Below are 17,152 nucleotides of genomic sequence, written 5' to 3'. Positions count from 1 at the left end.
AGCGCCGTCCATGAGCAGGATGGCAAGCCCGCGCCGTTCCGGCCGCAGCGTGTCGGTCAGTCGAGATTATGCGTTTCGGCCGTGCCGAGCAGTTCGGTTTGCAGTGGCACCTGTTCGTTCCGATGCAACAGCGGATGCGCGAATACGGCCGACAGAATCACCGCCACGCCCAGATAGAACCACCCGTCGAGCTGCCGCTGCTCGCCCAGCAGCAGTATCGCCAGCACGATGGCATAGACGGGCTCCAGGTTGGTAATCATCTGCGTGGCGAACGCACTGACATGACGAAGCGCCACCAGCACCAGCGTAAACGGCAGCAAGGTGCAACCGAAGGACAAGGCCAGCAGCAACAGCGCATCGTGCAGACTAGGAAGCGGAAAGGCCACTCCCTGATGCGGCAACAGCGGTGCCAGTACGGTAAGGAAGAGTGCGCCCGTGCCCAACTCGATACAGGTGACGGTAAGCGGATCGCCATGATCGACCATGCGTTTGTTGAACGCGCCGAACAATGCGACGAAGAGCGCCGAGACCACGCCCACCACGATGCCGAAGCGCATGTGGGCGGGCACACCGCCAGCGACCATCGCCACGCCGGGCACTATCGCGATGGCGATCACCAGTTCGCGTGGATCGAAACGCCGCTTGGCCACCCACGGTTCGATGAACGCCAGGAACGCGGGCCCCAAGGCAATGCAGGTTGCGCCGACGGATGCATTGGCAAGCTTGATCGCCGCGTAGAACGTCAACCAATGCACGGCCACCAGCACACCAATCCCAGCATAGGCCAAGCGCAGCTTCATCGGCATCGCCCGCAGGCCGCGCCAGACCCTGGGCATCATCAGCAACGCGCCGGCCACCAGCAGCATGCGCCACCACACCAGCGCGATCGCCGGTAGCGTGATCAATTTGCCGAGAATGGCGGTGAAGCCCCACAGCAGTACACAAAAGTGAATCTGCAGGCGGGCCTTGGTGAGAGGCTGCATGAACATCGATGGGAATGGACGGCGCGTGATTCTAGCTCGCGCGGCGCCTCTTTTCAGAAACACCGGCGATCGACGCACGTTCGCGCCGCTGCTATTTACCCTTCGCGCCGGGTTGGGCCGGACCGGAGGGCTGTTCGTGGCGTAACGTCGTCAACACCTGCTGGCAATCGTTGTGCTGATCGCGGCTGGGCACGACCACCGCAACCAAGGCCGCCAGCGGGGCGGCCACGATGCCGAGCGCCAACGCGCCACCGCCACGCAGCAACAGCGGTCCCGGGTGTACGCCCACGTCGGGGTTCTTGAAGGTGCCTTTGACATAGAGCGGCGAGCGTAGCGAAAAAATGCGCAGGCCCTTGGTATGCGGCACCACATCCAGATTCAGCTGTTCATTGCGAAAATCGATGGTGCCGGTGACGTTGATGATGGCGTCCGACGTATCCAGTACGAACAGGCGGCTGGTGAATGTGCCGTCGGTTCCATCCATATCGGCGGCGAGGCAATTGATGTGCACAGTCTTGTCGCCAAACAGCTTTTCGATCACGACGTTGGCGACATTCAGGCCGGCGGCTTCCAGCAGGGTCTTGCTTACCTCGCCGTTTTCCATCATTAGCTTCACGTCGCCGTCCGCATTGCCCATTAGCCCGGCGGGAGAATCGCCGGTAGTGTTCAGGGTCGCATTGGCGTTGATTTCGCCCAGACTGTTTTGCATGGATTGAATGGTCGGGAACAACTGCTTCAAATGCACGCGACGCGCGCGCAGATCGAACGTCGTGCGCATGGGCTCGGCGCTTGCATCCATGCGCATCTTGCCGTCGATCGTGCCGCCGGCTACGCCGGCATGCAGTGGGTCCAGACGCAGCACGCCGTTATCCAGATAGATGTGCGTAGTGAGTGCGTCGATCGGCAGTGATGACGGATGCTCGATGTGTGCAGCGTCGAAGCTGAGATCGGCATCCATCGCACGCAGGCGATCGGTGTGGAACTGTTCCACCGGCAGTGCTTTGTTGGTCGGCTGCGAGGTGGTATCGCCGCGCGCCTGCTTCTGCGTTTCATTGCCAGCACCGACGAGCGATGCAAGGTCGACAAACCGCAACGTCTGCGAATGCACATCGCCGCTCAATGTGGGACGCGCACCGCCGGTGGTGACCTGGATGTTGCCGCCCAGATCGCTTTCGCCTACACGTCCCTTGAAATTGCGGTATTCGAAATGGCTACCGTGGTAATGCAGTTGCGCTGAGAGGTGGCCCTCGGTGGCATACGGCGGCGTGTCGGGCAGCGAGATGCCGATGATCGGATAGAGCTTGGCCATGCTGCTGCCCGCGAACCACAGGCGCAGGTTCAGCGCACCCAAGTGCAACGGATCAGTCAATGTGCCGACCAGCGCGATCTTGCTGTCGTCGATATGTACGCGCGCCTGTACCGGAAACGGGACATGGGTCTGCTGCAACGCGAGCACCGCGCCGGACTTGCCGTGGCCATTCACGGGCGCGCCCTGGTAGCTGCCGTTGACCGTCCAGGCGAATTGATAGCTCGAGCGTTGTGCGTCGGGAGAGATATCCGGGCTGGTCTGGCTTTCGTTGACCATGCTGCCTACGCCATGACCCACATCCGCCCGCGCGTCGCTGGAGGCTTGCTTGACGAGCTGGTCGTAGGCAATCGCCTGCTGCAAGGGTGTGATGCCCACATGCAGATTCAGGCGGTTTTTTGCGTCATCCAGCGCGATGTCGCCCTTGTCCAGGCCAATGGTGCCAAGCGTGAACGTCCAGTTCGACGGCTTCTGGCTCGTGGGGAGAGAGATATCCCAGTTCGCCTGGCCTTGGCTGTTGCGTTCCAGGTCCACGTGCAAGCCCACCAATTGCACCGAAGGCACATAGATGTGCTCAATCAGCAGCGGCAGCGGTGACAGTCGGAACACCGCCGCGTCCAGTTCTACGAATTGCGATTGCCTGGCCCACGCCGGATTGCCTATACGGATATCGCGTGCGGTGAAGGTGGGCCAGGGCATGAGGCTGCCAAGACCGTGCTCGGTCGGCGAGCGCCGCCATGCCGCGGTGAGGTCGCCACGGATGATAAAGGGCCGACTCAAAGCCGCGCTGGCCTTGTCATCGATGGTGGGCTTGAGGCGGTTCCAGTCGAAAAAGGCCACAAACAAAATCAGTGCGACCACCAGCACCGTCAGCACACCCACCATCCAGGCCAGTATCTTCAAACTGAGCCGCATCGACTCCTTCGCCTCTCGCCAGTCCGGTGTGGCCTCAACTAACTACGATCGAGGCGAAGGCGATGTGTAATCGGCGTGGATAACCGTATCCGGTTCGCGCGGATGCGCCCGACGGGCAGGGCGGACGTTACCTCATCGGGCACCGCTCGATGCGGGTTGCGTGCGCACCGGCACATCGATGTTGCATACCCCCACTTTTCCGGCTGGCAACGTGTAGAACGTGTCGTGGCGATTGCGCTTGGCGTCGACCAGCGCTGCGAAGGTCGCACTATCCGTGCGCAACACCTGCAGTTGCTCGCGCTGTGCGGGTGGCAGATCGGCCGCCAGCTTTACCGAGAGAATTGGTACGCGTTGCGCTGCCTGCGTGTAGAAGCCTAGCGGGCCGGTGCCGCGCGGCAGCGCAGAGAGGTATTGCATGCCTTCAATGACACGGCCGGCGATGGCGAGGTTTCGGTCGATCTGGCGTGGTGCCTGACCGATCACCGTATAGAGCGAACTGCCGTTGCCGCTATCGGGCGCGACATCGCGCGCCACGCCCACCATGCCGTAACAATGCAACAGCCACTCGCGACCGGTGGCTGGATCGCGCCCTGCGGGGAACCCTTCGGTGAAACCGACTTGCGGTGCGTACACATCGCCATCGGGCAGGGATGTCCACGGCAGCTTGGGATCGATCGCGCGCGTGTATTCCGGTGGCAGCGTGCGTTTGGCATGGCCGAGCGGCTTGATCTTGCTCTTGTCGCCGCTGTCATCGTCGTTGGGATCGCCCCATTGTGTGACGAAGTTGTCCTGCACGCGAATGATCGCCAGGCCATCGAAATAGTGTTCGCGCACCAGCGTGCGGATGTTCGCCGCGTGCAGTGGCGTGAAATCGGGCGCCAGCTCGATCACCACCCGGCCTTGCGGCAATTGCATGTAAAGCAGGTTGTTGGGATCGGGTGTGCGCCATTCATTGGGCTTGGACTGGGCGATCAGTTCTTTCGCGCTGGGCGTGGGCTTGGATGTGTCGGCCGTCGCGGGCAACGCGAGCAGGGCGAGCACCGAGGCAAGAATTACGGCAAGCGACTGCGGACGCATGGATTTCCCCAAATGAATGCGCGAGGCTCGGACGGTACCAGAGCTTCGCCGCGGTGCGAAGCGCAGCGGCGATGGTTGAGGTTTTCACCGCTCAGGTCATAAGGTGACGGGCGGCGTATCAACGTGCTTTTGCATAAGATCCTGTCGAGCCGCCTGCCTGGGAGAAATTCATTGAAAGCAAGGTCTCATCGGCATCGCGTGGTCATCGTCGGCGCAGGGTTCGGCGGCCTTGAAGTGGCGCGGCGGCTGGGGGGCGGCGAGGTGGATGTCATCGTCCTCGACCGCAGTAATCATCACGTTTTCCAGCCGCTGCTCTATCAGGTGGCCGGGGCGGCGCTGGATATCTCGCAAATTGCCTGGCCCATCCGGCATGTGCTGCGGCGCTGGAAAAATATCACCACGCTGATGGCCGAGGTGGCGGGTGTCGATGTCGCAAACAAAGCAGTGCTGCTTACCGAAGGCGACCGTATTGCCTATGACACCCTGGTGCTTGGCACCGGTGCCACCCACGCCTATTTCGGGCACGACGAATGGGCCGAACACGCGCCGGGACTCAAGACGCTGGGTGACGCGTTGTCGATACGGCAACATCTGCTGGGCGTGTTCGAACGCGCGGAACGCGAGTCCGATCCGGCAAAACGGCAGGCCTTGCAAACCATTGTCGTGATCGGTGGCGGTGCGACTGGCGTGGAATTGGCGTGCACCATCGCCGAGCTCGCGCACGAAGACATGCCGGACGACTTTCGATGCGTCGACACGCGTGCGGCGCGCATTGTGCTGGTGGAGGCCGCACCCAGGGTGCTGTCGGGTTTTCCCGAGGCCCTCGCCGATTATGTGCAGCACACCATGGAGCAGCTTGGCGTCACCGTGCTGCTGAATCATCCTGTTACCCAATTGCATGCCGACGAAGTGATCTGCAAGGACCAGCATATCCACGCTGGCGCCATTTTCTGGGCAGCCGGTGTACGCGCTGCACCGGTTGCGCAGTGGTTGGGCGTGGAGGCAGACAAGGCCGGACGTGTAAAGGTGGAGCGTGATTTAAGCGTGCCTGCGCATAGGGACATCTTTGTGGTCGGCGATGCCGCGGCGATCATGCAGGAAGACGGCACGCCTGTTCCTGGCCTTGCCGCGGCTGCCAAGCAGGAAGGGCGCTACGTGGCGCAGGTGATTGGCGCGCGCCTGCGAAATCGGCGGCCGCCCGATGCATTCCGTTATCGCAATTACGGCAATCTCTCCACCGTAGGCAAACACACCGCCGTGGTGGATTTCGGATGGATGAAACTTCGCGGACGCATCGCCTGGGTGGTCTGGGCCATCGCGCATATCTACTTTCTCATCGGTGTGCGCAACCGCTTGATGGTGGCGTTGAACTGGATGTGGCTCTACATGAAGGGCGAGCGGGCGGCGCGCATCATCATCAGTCGCAAGACGTGAATGCGATGGCGGTGCGCGTTGTGGCCATATCCGGGCTCGGGAGGGGGAAGGGGCGTCGCTGAGGCGCTTCGGGCGCGTTGGCATGTCCGCGGTGGTCCTTGCTCGCTCCCGGCGGGGTGGCCCGTATTCCCATGGATGCGTCTTGCGGCCCATCACGGTTCGCCCGGACAATAGCGTTCATGATCTGCACCACAATGCAATAACCAGCATCGAGCACAGGGGGGCCTAATGATCGAGCTGGAAGTCCAGGCGCTCTCGCTATCGCGGGAGGGTCTTCTCATCGATATCGGACGCGTCGTCGTCGCCAATGGATTCAACCTGGTGCGGCAACGCCTGGCTGACGATGCCAATGGCGTACTGCTGAGCATGGTCGTGCGTGGGCCAGAGCGTAAGCAACGCACGCTGGAGACGGCGCTGGATGCGCATGAGCGCATTATCAGTTTCGAGGTGTCCCCGTTCGAAGCGGGTGTATCCAGGCCGCATTTCGCCGCATCGCGGACGGTCGCTTCCGGCTATGTGCCGCCGCCGCCCGCGCCCATCGTTGAACCGGATCCGTCGCCGGCCCAGCCGAGTGCGCCTGGCAAAATGGCCAATGACCCGCTCGCAACCGTACCGGCGCATGTGCGTCGCCCGGCTGAGGTCCTGCAAGCGGCGCCGCCCTTGCCGACGCTGCAGCCTGCGCCTGAGCCGGAACCCGAACCGGCGTCGGAACCCGAACCGGAGTTCGTCTTCACCCGCACGCGCGCTCCGTTGCCGCCTGCTGCGCCCATCGTGGAGCAGCCTTTCGTGGAGCCCGTCACGCTGGATGCCGACGTCCAAGCCATCGAGAAGGTGCTGCCCGCACTGATGAGCGATTACCCGCGGATTTTTCCATCGATAAAAAAGCTTGAGCAAGCGGTGGCCGATGGCGCGCGTGAATCATCCTTGCAGCTGGCAGGGCAACGCATGGGTGCGTGGTGCTTGCAGCGCGATCACGCGATGGCATCGAGCATGAAACTGGACGAGGCGATGAAGCGCATCGGCGTTCCCGCGTTGCGGGCACTGGTGGAACTGGATTACCAAGGCAACCAGCTGCACATCCGCGACAGCCCCTTGTGCACACAGGAGGGGCGCTCCAACTGCAAGTTCTTCAGTGGTTTTCTGGAAGGACTGCTGGGTCCGCTGGTCGGCACGGAAAACCTGTCGATTTTCGCCGTATGTTGCCGCAGTTGCGGCGCGGATGCGTGCGTGCTGGCCGTGATGGACTGAGCGCCAGCGCAGCCCTCACGAGTGCGCTTGCGCTTCATTCACGCAGGCATTGGTGAAGTCGTTGAGAATCTTCCGCACGCCGCCCACTTCGAACGCAAAACCGAAGCGGATACCGTTTCGATCCTTCACCCATGCGCCCATGGCTTGGGCAGAGGCCACGCGCGGCAACTGATTCAACGGATAGATGCGGTGAATGACGACCGACTCATCCACCGCCATGGCCCCACGTTGCTGCGGCAGCACTTCCTGCTGATTGATTTCGAAGTACGAGTGTTCCTCGCGGCCCACGATGCTTCGGGCGCGCACGGCGCCGATCGTGTCGTAGGTGGTCAGTTCCGCGCCGGCTTGCTTGCAAAGCAGGGTAATGGAATGCGTGCCATTGCGATCGATCTGCTTGAGTTCGAGTTGGGGCGCGCCTTGCGAAAAAGAGTAGGTGGCCACGAGATCCTGCCGTCCGTTGTTGGCGAGGCCCTTGGCGATCATCGTGTCCGCGTTGGGCCAGAGCACGGGATCGGGCGAAGTGCCCGATGTCGCGGCGGCAAGCGCATCGTCATTGATGCCCATGTCCTTGAGATACGCTGAAACATCTTCCGGCGCGCGTTGCGCGGCATAGGTGGGAAAGCCGATGCGATCGCTACCGCTGGCCGCCCAGCGATAGAGGCCGCCGAGATATGCGTACGCGCACGCGCCTTCGCAGATCGCAGACCTGTTTACATTGGCCGCTCCCTTGGGGAGTCGCGGCATGCCTAGGTGCGTAATCATCCCGCCTTGCCGGAACAGCCGGCCGAGCGCCATGCCAGCCGTCACGCTGCCGCCGGGCGAATTCAAATAGATGTCCGAACCGGGACGAATCCGGCCCGAATTGACCAACGCCTCGAAGCGCTGCGGCGCATCGACATCGATCGGGCCATACAGGTAAATCTGCGGCACGCGGGCCATGCTCAGGGTGATGCGATCGTCGTTCACCTGTATCGCGAGCTGGCTCGACGTCACGGCGTTCGATGCGCCTCGCTGCGTATGCGCGGCGCTGGCCGAGCCCGCGCATGCGGTGAACGACAGCGCGAGGAGCGAAAACTGAAAACAGGCTGCGCGCAAGCGGGAAGGGCGTCGAAAGGTATTGCGATACGGCACGGCGATTACTCTTGGCTTGAGACTATGCGGCGGTTGAAACGGCTCAGTCTCCGTGGTTCCGGATGTCCTGCGGGTGAATGGCTTCCTGCGACGGACCCGCCAGTATAGTTGCTGGCAGGACACGCGTCCGATTCATGCATGTGGGTGCCGCGGGGCACATCACGCCGCGCCTTCGATGCGTTTCAGTGCCATGGCGATTTACGTGGATGCACGTTCCCATTCGCTTTTCAGCGCGTGCATCAACGCTTGCGTGGAGAGGGCGCGCGCCAACGGTGCGCCTTGTCCAGCCCATTGCGCGCCATAACCGCTTTGTCCAACTGCCTTGGCCGCCGCATGCAGCGCCTTGCCCGCGTCGTAGGCGATCGGATAATCGGGCACCGCCTCATCGGGCACCGAGCTGCCCCATGCCGTAAATGCATTGGCGAGGCAGCGCGCCGGGCGTCCTGAAATCACGCGCGTCATGCGGGTGTGATGGGCGGCATCGCTGAACAGACGCTCACGGTATCCCTCATCGGCAAGCGATTCATCGGTGCCCACGAAGGCCGTTCCCAGTTGCGCCGCGCTCGCGCCAAGTCTGAGTGCCGCGGCGATGCCCGCGCCATCCATGATGCTGCCTGCCGCAATCACCGGCACATGCAGTGCATCGACCAACAAGCGCGTCAATGCAAAGGTACCGAGCATGCTGTCTTCTCCATCCGGATCGAATACGCCGCGATGGCCGCCTGCCTCATAGCCCTGCGCCACGATAGCGTCGATACCCGCCGCTTGAAGGGCGATGGCTTCCTGCACGTTCGTGGCCGTGGCCAGCAACACGATGGCCGCCGCATGCAATGCGTCGACCTGATCCGGGCGCGGCAATCCAAAGTGGAAGCTCACCACCTTGGGCTTTTCTTCCACCAGCATCGCCAGCATGTCGTCATCGACTAGAAACGATGTATAGATCTCATGCAACGCGGTTGGCGGCTTTGCGTTCGTGTGTTGGAACTGCGGACTCAGCCGCCCGATCCACGCCGCTTGCTTGCGTTCGTCGTTGCGCGCCGGTTGATGCACAAACACGTTCACATTCAGCGGCCCCGTACTCAGTGCGCGAAACTGTGCGATGGCCTCGCATGCCTTGGCGGCGTTCATGGCGCCCACGCCCAGCGAACCAAGGCCGCCGTGGTTGCTGACGGCGGCAGCCATCGCCGGTGACGACACGCCCGCCATCGGGGCCTGGATGATCGGCAGCGAGATACTCAACAGATGGAGCAGCGAGGCGGGGGAATCAGTGGCCATGGCCTATGGCTCCTAGTCGAAGGGAAAAGCATGAGACGCGCCTCATGACGGCGATGTGTCTGCGGCATGGCTTGCCTTGATGAAATCCACGAAGGCGCGCAGGGGTGCAGGCAAATGGCGATGTCCGGCGTAATAAAGAAACGGCCCCGAAAATCCCTGCCACCATGTTTCAAGCACAGGTTCCAGCATCCCCTTGTCAAGATACGGGCGCAGCGTCTGCTCATAGAGGCGAGCGATGCCCAATCCCGCGACGGCCGCATCGACGACGAAATCCATCGCGGCACCAGGACGTACCAGGAGCGGCCCGGTCGGATCCACGCGGATCACCTCGCCGTCGCGCTCGAACTCCCAAACCGGCAATGCGCCGCTTGCGAACTGTATGCGCAGGCATGCATGGTCGAGCAGTTCGCGCGGGTGCTCGGGCCTGCCCCGTGCAGACAAATAGCTCGGCGCCGCCGCGGTGGCCAACCGTTGCACGCGCGGACCGATGGGCACGGCGATCATGTCCTGCGCCAGTCGTTCGTCATAACGGATGCCTGCATCGCAACCGGCGGCGAGCACGTCGACGAAGCTGTCCTCGATGATCAGCTCGACGCGAATGTCCGGATATGCGTGTAGAAACGAGGTGATGATGGGTGGTAACAGCGTGCGGGCAACGCCGGCAGGAACATTGAGTTTCAGTGTGCCGGCAGGACGGCCGCGAAATCCATTCAACACATCCAGCGCCGCATCCATGTCCGCAAGCACCGGCGCAAGTCGCTCGATCAGGCGCAAGCCTGCTTCGGTGGGCGCGACGCTGCGCGTGGTCCGATTGAGCAGCCGCACCTCGAGGTTCGACTCCAGGCGGCGCACCGCTGCGCTCAAGCCGGAGGCGGATACCCCGCTGACGCGTGCCGCATCGCGGAAGCCGCCGGCGCGGGCGACCGAGACGAAAGCGGCGAGATCGTTGATGTCGACGGCCATTGTTCGGGTTCCTGCACAGCCCGTGCAGTTAAAAAGGGATTATCTAACAAACACACGTGCGGCATAGTAAGCGGGCCCTTCAAGGAGACGCTTCCATGTCCGTGATTGCTCCCGCCACCAGCACCTTCCCGCTCGCCGGCCGCCAAGTGAATCGCATGGGCTATGGCGCCATGCAGCTCGCCGGCCCGCATGTGTTCGGGCCACCCAAGGACCATGACGCGGCGATCGCGGTATTGCGCGAAGCGCTGGCCGCCGGCGTCAATCACATCGATACCAGCGATTTTTACGGGCCGCATGTCACCAATCAACTTATTCGCGAGGCCTTGCATCCGTATCCGCGTGATCTGGTGATCGTGACCAAGGTCGGCGCCGTGCGCGGCGCGGATGGCGCGTGGTTGCCTGCGCAAGCGCCGGACGAGATCCGCCGTGGCGTGCATGACAATCTGCGCAATCTGGGCCTGGACGTATTGGATGTGGTCAATATGCGCATCATGGGTGACGTGCATACGCCCAGCGAAGGTTCGATTGCGCGGCAGGTCGCGGCGCTGGCCGAGCTGCAGCAAGAGGGGCTTATCCGCCACATTGGCTTGAGCAATGTCACGCCAGCGCAGATTGATGAGGCGCGCGGCATCGCCCCGATCGTGTGCGTGCAGAATCTTTACAACCTCGTGCATCGCGCCGATGACGCGCTGGTCGATGATCTGGCGGATAAAGGCATCGCCTACGTGCCGTTTTTCCCACTGGGCGGCTTTACGCCGATCCAGTCCTCGGCGCTGTCGGATATCGCCGCGCGGCTTGGCGCTACGCCGCTGCAGGTTGCACTCGCGTGGCTACTGCATCGTGCGCGCAATATCCTGCTTATTCCCGGTACGTCCTCGCTCGCTCATCTGCGTGAAAACCTCAAGGCTGCGGCATTGAATCTCTCGCAGGATGTGCTCGCCGAACTCGATGCCATCGGCCGGCAGGGCGAACGCTGACAGCGGCGGCAAATCGACCCCAGATCGAGAGCTGCGGAAATCTCACCATTCACCATTCACCATTCACCATTCACCATTCACCATTCACCCTTCACCCTTCACCCTTCGCCATGACATCGACCGCGATGTCATGGCGATTTCGAATGCGCTCGGTGCAGCGTATTCACATTCGGACCACGGCATAACCATTAGATGACCGTAATAAGTCTGTAGTGAATGTAGCGTTGCCGTGAATGCATTCGATCTCACCATCCTGAGGTTCATCAACCACTTTGCGTTTCGCTCCTCGCTGTTCGATTACGCGGTCATCGGCATCGAGAAATTTTATTTCACGCGCGGCCTGGGCTTGATATGCCTGCTGTGGTGGATCTGGTTTCGCGACGGACCGACCGCGCGCCGCGACAAGGAGATCGTCACGGCGACCATGGTGGCGACCTTCGTGGCCTTGTTCGTCGGCAGGTTCATGGCGCATTGGTTGCCGTTCCGGCTGCGACCTTTTTCCAATCCGGCGCTGATGATGCGTTTTCCGGCGGAGGCCTCTGCCTGCAGTGGTCATGCGCTGCGGACCTGGAGTTCGTTTCCCAGCGATCATGCCATGATGTGGTGCGCGGTGGCGACCGGCATCTTCCTGGCGTCCAGGCGGCTGGGCGCCATCGCATTCATCTATGCGCTGGTCTTCATCTGCCTGCCGCGCGTGTACCTGGGCATGCATTACCCCACCGACGTGCTGGCCGGCATCGTGCTCGGTGTGGCCATCTGCCTGCTGTTCAACTATCCGGCGCTCCGTCACCGCATCGCTACCCCGGCGCTGGATTGGTCCATCAAGTACCAGGGCGTGTTCTATGCGCTCGTCTTCTTGTTGAGCTTCGAGCTAGCAAGCCAATTTGACGAACTGCGCTCGCTCACCGAGTTCATTTGGAGGCGGGTGTGAGCGCGGTGCTGGCAGCGGCTCAGCCCGCATGGAAATTTGCGCGCGGCGACGGCGCTCGATAAGTCATGGGCGCGTAAACACGGTTGTGCGTGACATCGACGCATGCCCGGTCCGGTCGCTCAGTGCCGCAGGATCGCTATCGCGATCTCCACCACGATCAGCACAATGATCGCCACTTCCAGCAGCTCGGCGCGCTTGCCGGAGGCTTCCTCGTAAAGCGCGGCGTAGGTGTCGCGGATGATCGAGAGCTTGCGGTCCACGGCATCGCTGACATGCCGCACGCGAAACATGTCCAGCGCGGAGGCGTAGACGCGTGCCAGATAGACGTCTTCGGTGACTTGCAGGGCGTTGTCCACGCGTTCGGTGATTTCGGTCACTTCCGCGACCAGCATATAGAGCTTGCGCGCCAGATCGGCGAAATTGCGCGAGGCCAGCGGATTGCCCGTGTGGTGGGCGGCTTCGACCATGTCGTACATGCGCGGTAATTCGGCGTCCAGCAGTTCGTCGTAAAAACGCATTTCCAGCAATTGCGCGTTGGCGACTTCGAGGATGTCCACCACATCCGAGTCGTCGCGCGGTTCGTAGATGAAGGCGCGATCCCAGGTGAGGATCACCAAATCATCCACGTAATAGGAAAAGCGCTGCTGCAACAGATCGCGACGCGCCTGATCGGAAAGCGGGCGTTGTTCGCCGGAAAGCAGCGGTATCAGATCGACACGCTCGTGCAAGGTATTGGCCGGCAGCATTTCGTCGAATGCGTGCACCATGCCGAGCAGGTAATCCTCATGCAAAGACGCGGGGCTCGGCCTGGTCAATGCCGGCAGCAGCGCAGCGCGCACGTGTTCGAGCAACTGCGCCCAAAGGGGGCTGTCGGCGCTGGGACCGAGCAGCGCATCCACCGCATTGACGAGCTGCGAAAACGCATCCCAATCGCATGATGTTACCGGGATATGTATCGAGAAGGCCGCCGCACCGAAGTCATATAACCTCACGGTTGCGTGCGCCTGGTAGGTTTGCCCCAGCAGCGACAGCTCAAGCGCATCCAATTTCAATACGACCGGCGGCACACCGAAGGCCACGGCTTTGGGTGGTGTGCTGCTGAGCTTGCTGCGCATGCTGGCGGTGCGTCGCTGCCTCTCCCACAGCACTTCCACATTGGACAGGTCGATGGCATCGGCGATGTCGATCAGATGCATCGCAATGATGACGGCCGACTTCACGATAGGCTTCGTGTACGTCATGGAGATCCTTTGGATAGGGTCGTCATCCGTCCGGCCATGTTTGCCATCGCCGTGATGCGTTTTTCGCTGTTGGGCCACAGCGCAAGCTACACCATGCTTGGGTATCAAGGTGAAAACTGCATGACAGCAGGGAATGCGGCCGTTCTTACAGAAATCGCCGCGCTGGTGACCTGCATACGCAAGGCCTGAAAAAATCACGTCGACGCGGTGTCGAGCCCGGACGTTGGCTCGCTGCGCGAGACTTTGAAAAGCAGAACCCCGTTAGGACCTGGAAAACCGTGGTTTCGCGGGCTTCGCCGCTTGTGTGAAATAATCAACATAGTTCTTGACAATCAACTGATATGTTGATATTCATACATCATGATGACTATTGGACATGCACTGCGGGCGGTGAGCGAATCCGGGCTGGACCCGGATAGGGCGCAAGCCCGTCTGGATGAGGTGTTCTTCGCGCTCTCCGATCCGGTGCGGCGGCAGATCCTGGAGCAGCTGGACGGGCAGGCGCTGCTCGTTTCCGAGCTTGCCGCGTCGTTCGATATTTCCCTGCAGGCGGTGTCGCGTCATATCCAGGTATTGGTGCGCACGGGCCTTATCCAGCAGGAGCGCACCGGGCGCATCAGCCGCTGCAGCCTGGATGCGGGCCCCATGCTGGAAGCGGCGGTGTGGATGAATCGCTACAGCAAATACTGGCAGCAACAGTTCGACATACTCGCTGCCACCTTGGCCGACATCGACGATCGACGCTTGCAGAAGGCGTCCGCGCGTCCAGCAAAAAAGCGCCCCAAACAAGGGCTTTCCCGCAAAAAGTGAGTACGCCGCGTTACTGCGTGGCGTGCGTTGCAACCTTACACTTATGGAGGATGTCATGACCAGTCATCGCATCGTCAATCATGACGAGTGGATCGCCGAACGCACGCGTTTCCTCGATAAGGAAAAGCAATTCACCCACCTGCGCGACGAACTCAGCCGCGAGCGCCGCGCATTGCCCTGGGAGCGCGTGGAAAAGTCATACAGCTTCGAAGGCGAAGACGGCAAGGAAACGCTGGCTGATCTGTTCGGCACGCATAGTCAGCTCATCGTTTACCACTTCATGTTCGGCCCTGAGTGGGACATCGGTTGCCCGGCGTGTTCCTTCTGGGCGGACAACTTCAACGGCATCATCGAGCACCTCCATCATCGCGACGTGTCATTCGTGGCGGTATCGCGCGCACCGCTGGCAAAACTTCAGGCGCAGGCGCGCGCGTTCGGTTGGACGTTCAAGTGGGTGTCTTCGGCTGGCGGCGATTTCAACTACGACTACAACGTGTCGTTCCAACTGCCGGAAGGGAAGGCTGACGTGTTCTACAACTATCGCACGCAGACATTGGGCAACGAAGAGCAACCGGGCATCAGCGCATTCATCAAGGAAGGGAACGGGATCTTCCACACCTATTCCACCTATTCGCGTGGCCTGGACATGCTCAATACCGCCTATCACTACCTCGATATCGCCCCGCGTGGGCGCGATGAGGATGGCCTGCCGTTTCCGATGGCCTGGCTGAAACACCGCATCGCCTATTCGAACTGATGCCATAGCGGAGAGTACGTCCATGAACTACACCGATGTGCATGACAAGCTCACCGATTACCGTCGGCAAATCGCCGCGATCCGCGAAAAGATGCGCGACACGCTCGCCGACGTCGAACCGCAGGTGGTGGGCGATTACGCGTTCACCAACCTCGACGGCACGGTGCATCTATCTGATTTCTTCGGCGAGCACGACGATCTCATCGTCATCCACAACATGGGCGCCACGTGTTCCTATTGCACGTTGTGGGCCGATGGGTACAACGGTATCCACCGGCATGTGGTCACGCGCGCGGGTTTCATGGTGACCAGCCCGGATCACCCAAGCGTGCAGAAAAAGCTCGCAGAAAGCCGCGGCTGGAAATTTCCGATGGTGAGTCACGCCGGTTCGAGTTTCGCTAAAGACATGGGTTACGTCTCCGGCAAGGGCGGATGGTTGCCGGGTGTTTCCGTCTTCCGGCGCGAAAACGAGGCCATCGTGCGTGTCTCGGATACCGGCTTCAGTCCGGGCGACGATTTCTGCTCACTGTGGCATTTCTTCGATCTGCTGCCCGGTGGTGCTGGCGAACGGCCCGACGCGCAGAAAAAAACTTCGTGCTGCTCGGATCATTGAAAGAGGAGGGCATGCCGTGTGTCCTTTGTGCATTGGATCCTTGCTGTACCTGCTGAGCGGCGCGGGCTCGGCAGGCGGAGCCACGGCGCTTACGCTGCGTTCGGTGGCGCGGCGGCAAGGTTCACGAAAGGATGGCGCGGCTTCGCTGCGTGCATCGCCCAAGGCGCGAAGCGAAGCGTCCAAATACTGTACCAACGTGCGCCCTCAGTGAGGGTTGGATAACGCGAAGCGCGGACACATAGTCATCTGTATGGCTCGTTGCGTGTGAATCCGTCGTCCCTGCTTCTGCCGGAGCGACGAGGTTCCAGCAACGGGTTCGGTGCACCTAAGCTGTTTCCGCGCGAGGTATGCAATGTCTGCGTTTCGCCAAAAGATGGAAGGCCTCCGGCTGGAGCGCATGCGTGCATCCAGACAGTACGCGGATGGCGGTTTCATCAACACCTATTCCGCCAGTGCGCTGCGTGAACTCGACGATCGACCCACACTGGTCGATTTCATGTTCCGCGGCAAGGAACACCGGACACCGCTGCGGCCGTTGCCGTCGCTCGATCCGCGTGACACATGGGCGAAGCCGATCCCGTCCGGCTTGCGCGTGACCTGGTTGGGTCATTCAACGGTGTTGCTGGAAATCGATGGGTTGCGCGTGCTCACCGATCCGGTATGGGGTGAACGCGCGTCGCCGGTTGCGTTCTTCGGCCCCAAGCGCTTTCAGCCGGTACCGGTAAGCATTGAGTCGTTGCCCGCGCTCGACGCCATCGTGATATCACACGATCATTACGATCACCTGGATTATCCAAGCGTGTGTGCACTGGCCACCTTGGGTGTGCCATTCGTTACCTCGCTTGGTGTCGGCGCGCGATTGGAAGCATGGGGTGTACCGGCCGAGCGGATCATCGAGCTCGACTGGTGGGAAAGCACGACGTTGCCGCGCGGGCTCGTCATAACCGCCGCGCCGTCGCATCACTTTTCAGGTCGCGCTCTCAATGATCGCAACGCAACGTTGTGGTCGTCGTTCGTCATTCGTGGCGAGCGGCATGCGGTGTACTTCAGTGGCGATACGGGTCTTTCGCCACATTTTGCGGAAATCGGTCAACGGCTCGGGCCGTTCGATGTGGTCATGATGGAAGTCGGCGCGTTTCATCCCTCGTGGGGCAGCGTGCACCTTGGACCCGACAACGCACTGCACGCGTGGAAGCAGCTGGGCAGCGGGCGTTTTCTGCCTGTGCACTGGGCCACGTTCAACCTTGCCCTGCATGCGTGGGAGGAGCCGGCTGAAGTGCTTTATGCCAATGCACAGGAAGATTTGGTAATGCCGCTGCTGGGCGAGCCTATCGAGCCGGCGTATATCGAGCGCGTGCAACCGTGGTGGCGTGAAGCGGTGCGTGGGCCTAAGGCAGGCGTAGAACGTCTAGTGGCGTCGAAGGCTTCGCGTTAGTAGTCGTGCGTGCTCAATAGCACCCATCACTAGAATGAAGCGAGATGCAGTTCCCT

Annotated in this window: 16 protein-coding genes; 9 read left to right on the top strand and 7 right to left on the bottom strand. The window is 61.5% G+C overall.

The features are described 5' to 3' along the window. Positions 1 to 56 precede the first annotated feature (56 nt). From DWU98_RS11655 to DWU98_RS11645, 3 genes are all read right to left on the bottom strand, one after another. Entirely contained in the window at positions 57 to 983 is a 927-nt protein-coding gene (locus DWU98_RS11655; protein ID WP_115495858.1) for a DMT family transporter, read from the bottom strand. A gap of 91 nt (positions 984 to 1,074) precedes the next feature. Beyond that, a complete protein-coding gene (locus tag DWU98_RS11650) occupies positions 1,075 to 3,204 on the bottom strand; it encodes an AsmA family protein (protein WP_115495731.1) in 2,130 nt (709 codons plus the stop codon). Between the two features lie 132 nt (positions 3,205 to 3,336). After that, the gene (locus DWU98_RS11645; protein ID WP_115495730.1) at positions 3,337 to 4,281 is read right to left on the bottom strand and encodes a peptidylprolyl isomerase; all 945 of its coding nucleotides are present in this window, start codon (positions 4,279 to 4,281) and stop codon (positions 3,337 to 3,339) included. A gap of 171 nt (positions 4,282 to 4,452) precedes the next feature. Between DWU98_RS11645 and DWU98_RS11640 the strand changes: the two genes are divergently transcribed. Both DWU98_RS11640 and DWU98_RS11635 read left to right on the top strand, forming a co-directional pair. Then, the gene (locus DWU98_RS11640) at positions 4,453 to 5,715 is read left to right on the top strand and encodes an NAD(P)/FAD-dependent oxidoreductase (RefSeq protein ID WP_230474818.1); all 1,263 of its coding nucleotides are present in this window, start codon (positions 4,453 to 4,455) and stop codon (positions 5,713 to 5,715) included. A gap of 228 nt (positions 5,716 to 5,943) precedes the next feature. Next, complete coding sequence (locus tag DWU98_RS11635) at positions 5,944 to 6,963, top strand: hypothetical protein (protein WP_115495729.1); 1,020 nt, start codon at positions 5,944 to 5,946, stop codon at positions 6,961 to 6,963. Positions 6,964 to 6,978: 15 nt separating this feature from the next. Here DWU98_RS11635 and DWU98_RS11630 read toward each other — a convergent pair whose 3' ends face one another. From DWU98_RS11630 to DWU98_RS11620, 3 genes are all read right to left on the bottom strand, one after another. After that, complete coding sequence (locus tag DWU98_RS11630) at positions 6,979 to 8,094, bottom strand: hypothetical protein (RefSeq protein ID WP_230474817.1); 1,116 nt, start codon at positions 8,092 to 8,094, stop codon at positions 6,979 to 6,981. Positions 8,095 to 8,292: 198 nt separating this feature from the next. Beyond that, positions 8,293 to 9,369 (bottom strand): NAD(P)H-dependent flavin oxidoreductase, encoded by a 1,077-nt coding sequence (locus DWU98_RS11625; RefSeq protein ID WP_115495728.1) that lies wholly within the window; start codon positions 9,367 to 9,369, stop codon positions 8,293 to 8,295. A 42-nt stretch (positions 9,370 to 9,411) separates the two neighbouring features. After that, the gene (locus DWU98_RS11620; RefSeq protein WP_115495727.1) at positions 9,412 to 10,332 is read right to left on the bottom strand and encodes a LysR family transcriptional regulator; all 921 of its coding nucleotides are present in this window, start codon (positions 10,330 to 10,332) and stop codon (positions 9,412 to 9,414) included. Between the two features lie 95 nt (positions 10,333 to 10,427). On the opposite strand from DWU98_RS11620, the gene DWU98_RS11615 reads away from it, so the two are divergent. Next, on the top strand, positions 10,428 to 11,309 hold the full coding sequence (locus DWU98_RS11615; protein WP_115495726.1) for an aldo/keto reductase family oxidoreductase: 882 nt from the start codon (positions 10,428 to 10,430) through the stop codon (positions 11,307 to 11,309). A 229-nt stretch (positions 11,310 to 11,538) separates the two neighbouring features. Then, positions 11,539 to 12,240 (top strand): phosphatase PAP2 family protein, encoded by a 702-nt coding sequence (locus DWU98_RS11610; RefSeq protein ID WP_115495725.1) that lies wholly within the window; start codon positions 11,539 to 11,541, stop codon positions 12,238 to 12,240. Between the two features lie 119 nt (positions 12,241 to 12,359). On the opposite strand, the gene DWU98_RS11605 is transcribed toward DWU98_RS11610, so the two are convergent. Continuing rightward, a complete protein-coding gene (locus tag DWU98_RS11605) occupies positions 12,360 to 13,481 on the bottom strand; it encodes an RMD1 family protein (RefSeq protein WP_115495724.1) in 1,122 nt (373 codons plus the stop codon). A gap of 9 nt (positions 13,482 to 13,490) precedes the next feature. On the opposite strand from DWU98_RS11605, the gene DWU98_RS21705 reads away from it, so the two are divergent. The 5 genes from DWU98_RS21705 to DWU98_RS11585 all read left to right on the top strand — a co-directional run bounded on the left by DWU98_RS21705 (position 13,491) and on the right by DWU98_RS11585 (position 17,096). After that, the gene (locus DWU98_RS21705; RefSeq protein WP_147293307.1) at positions 13,491 to 13,670 is read left to right on the top strand and encodes a hypothetical protein; all 180 of its coding nucleotides are present in this window, start codon (positions 13,491 to 13,493) and stop codon (positions 13,668 to 13,670) included. Positions 13,671 to 13,841: 171 nt separating this feature from the next. Beyond that, positions 13,842 to 14,291 (top strand): ArsR/SmtB family transcription factor, encoded by a 450-nt coding sequence (locus DWU98_RS11600; RefSeq protein WP_230474816.1) that lies wholly within the window; start codon positions 13,842 to 13,844, stop codon positions 14,289 to 14,291. 55 nt (positions 14,292 to 14,346) lie between these two features. Further along, positions 14,347 to 15,048: a DUF899 domain-containing protein gene (locus DWU98_RS11595; RefSeq protein WP_115495854.1), complete on the top strand. Its 702-nt coding sequence runs from the start codon at positions 14,347 to 14,349 to the stop codon at positions 15,046 to 15,048. Positions 15,049 to 15,070: 22 nt separating this feature from the next. After that, the gene (locus DWU98_RS11590; protein WP_115495723.1) at positions 15,071 to 15,661 is read left to right on the top strand and encodes a DUF899 family protein; all 591 of its coding nucleotides are present in this window, start codon (positions 15,071 to 15,073) and stop codon (positions 15,659 to 15,661) included. Positions 15,662 to 16,058: 397 nt separating this feature from the next. Next, the gene (locus tag DWU98_RS11585; RefSeq protein WP_230474815.1) at positions 16,059 to 17,096 is read left to right on the top strand and encodes an MBL fold metallo-hydrolase; all 1,038 of its coding nucleotides are present in this window, start codon (positions 16,059 to 16,061) and stop codon (positions 17,094 to 17,096) included. Positions 17,097 to 17,152 lie beyond the last annotated feature (56 nt).

This window comes from Dyella monticola, from assembly GCF_003363155.1.
Lineage (GTDB): Bacteria > Pseudomonadota > Gammaproteobacteria > Xanthomonadales > Rhodanobacteraceae > Dyella_B > Dyella_B monticola.
Note: the sequence above shows the minus strand (reverse complement) of the source record. Positions and strands in the feature narration are given on the sequence as shown.

Bases quoted from the DNA above. Each gene is read 5' to 3' on its own strand.
- DWU98_RS11655 (WP_115495858.1), bottom strand. From the start codon at position 983: ATGCAGCCTCTCACCAAGGCCCGCCTGCAGATTCACTTTTGTGTACTG.
- DWU98_RS11650 (WP_115495731.1), bottom strand. From the start codon at position 3,204: ATGCGGCTCAGTTTGAAGATACTGGCCTGGATGGTGGGTGTGCTGACG.
- DWU98_RS11645 (WP_115495730.1), bottom strand. From the start codon at position 4,281: ATGCGTCCGCAGTCGCTTGCCGTAATTCTTGCCTCGGTGCTCGCCCTG.
- DWU98_RS11635 (WP_115495729.1), top strand. From the start codon at position 5,944: ATGATCGAGCTGGAAGTCCAGGCGCTCTCGCTATCGCGGGAGGGTCTT.
- DWU98_RS11625 (WP_115495728.1), bottom strand. From the start codon at position 9,369: ATGGCCACTGATTCCCCCGCCTCGCTGCTCCATCTGTTGAGTATCTCG.
- DWU98_RS11620 (WP_115495727.1), bottom strand. From the start codon at position 10,332: ATGGCCGTCGACATCAACGATCTCGCCGCTTTCGTCTCGGTCGCCCGC.
- DWU98_RS11615 (WP_115495726.1), top strand. From the start codon at position 10,428: ATGTCCGTGATTGCTCCCGCCACCAGCACCTTCCCGCTCGCCGGCCGC.
- DWU98_RS11605 (WP_115495724.1), bottom strand. From the start codon at position 13,481: ATGACGTACACGAAGCCTATCGTGAAGTCGGCCGTCATCATTGCGATG.
- DWU98_RS11600 (WP_230474816.1), top strand. From the start codon at position 13,842: ATGATGACTATTGGACATGCACTGCGGGCGGTGAGCGAATCCGGGCTG.
- DWU98_RS11595 (WP_115495854.1), top strand. From the start codon at position 14,347: ATGACCAGTCATCGCATCGTCAATCATGACGAGTGGATCGCCGAACGC.
- DWU98_RS11590 (WP_115495723.1), top strand. From the start codon at position 15,071: ATGAACTACACCGATGTGCATGACAAGCTCACCGATTACCGTCGGCAA.
- DWU98_RS11585 (WP_230474815.1), top strand. From the start codon at position 16,059: ATGCGTGCATCCAGACAGTACGCGGATGGCGGTTTCATCAACACCTAT.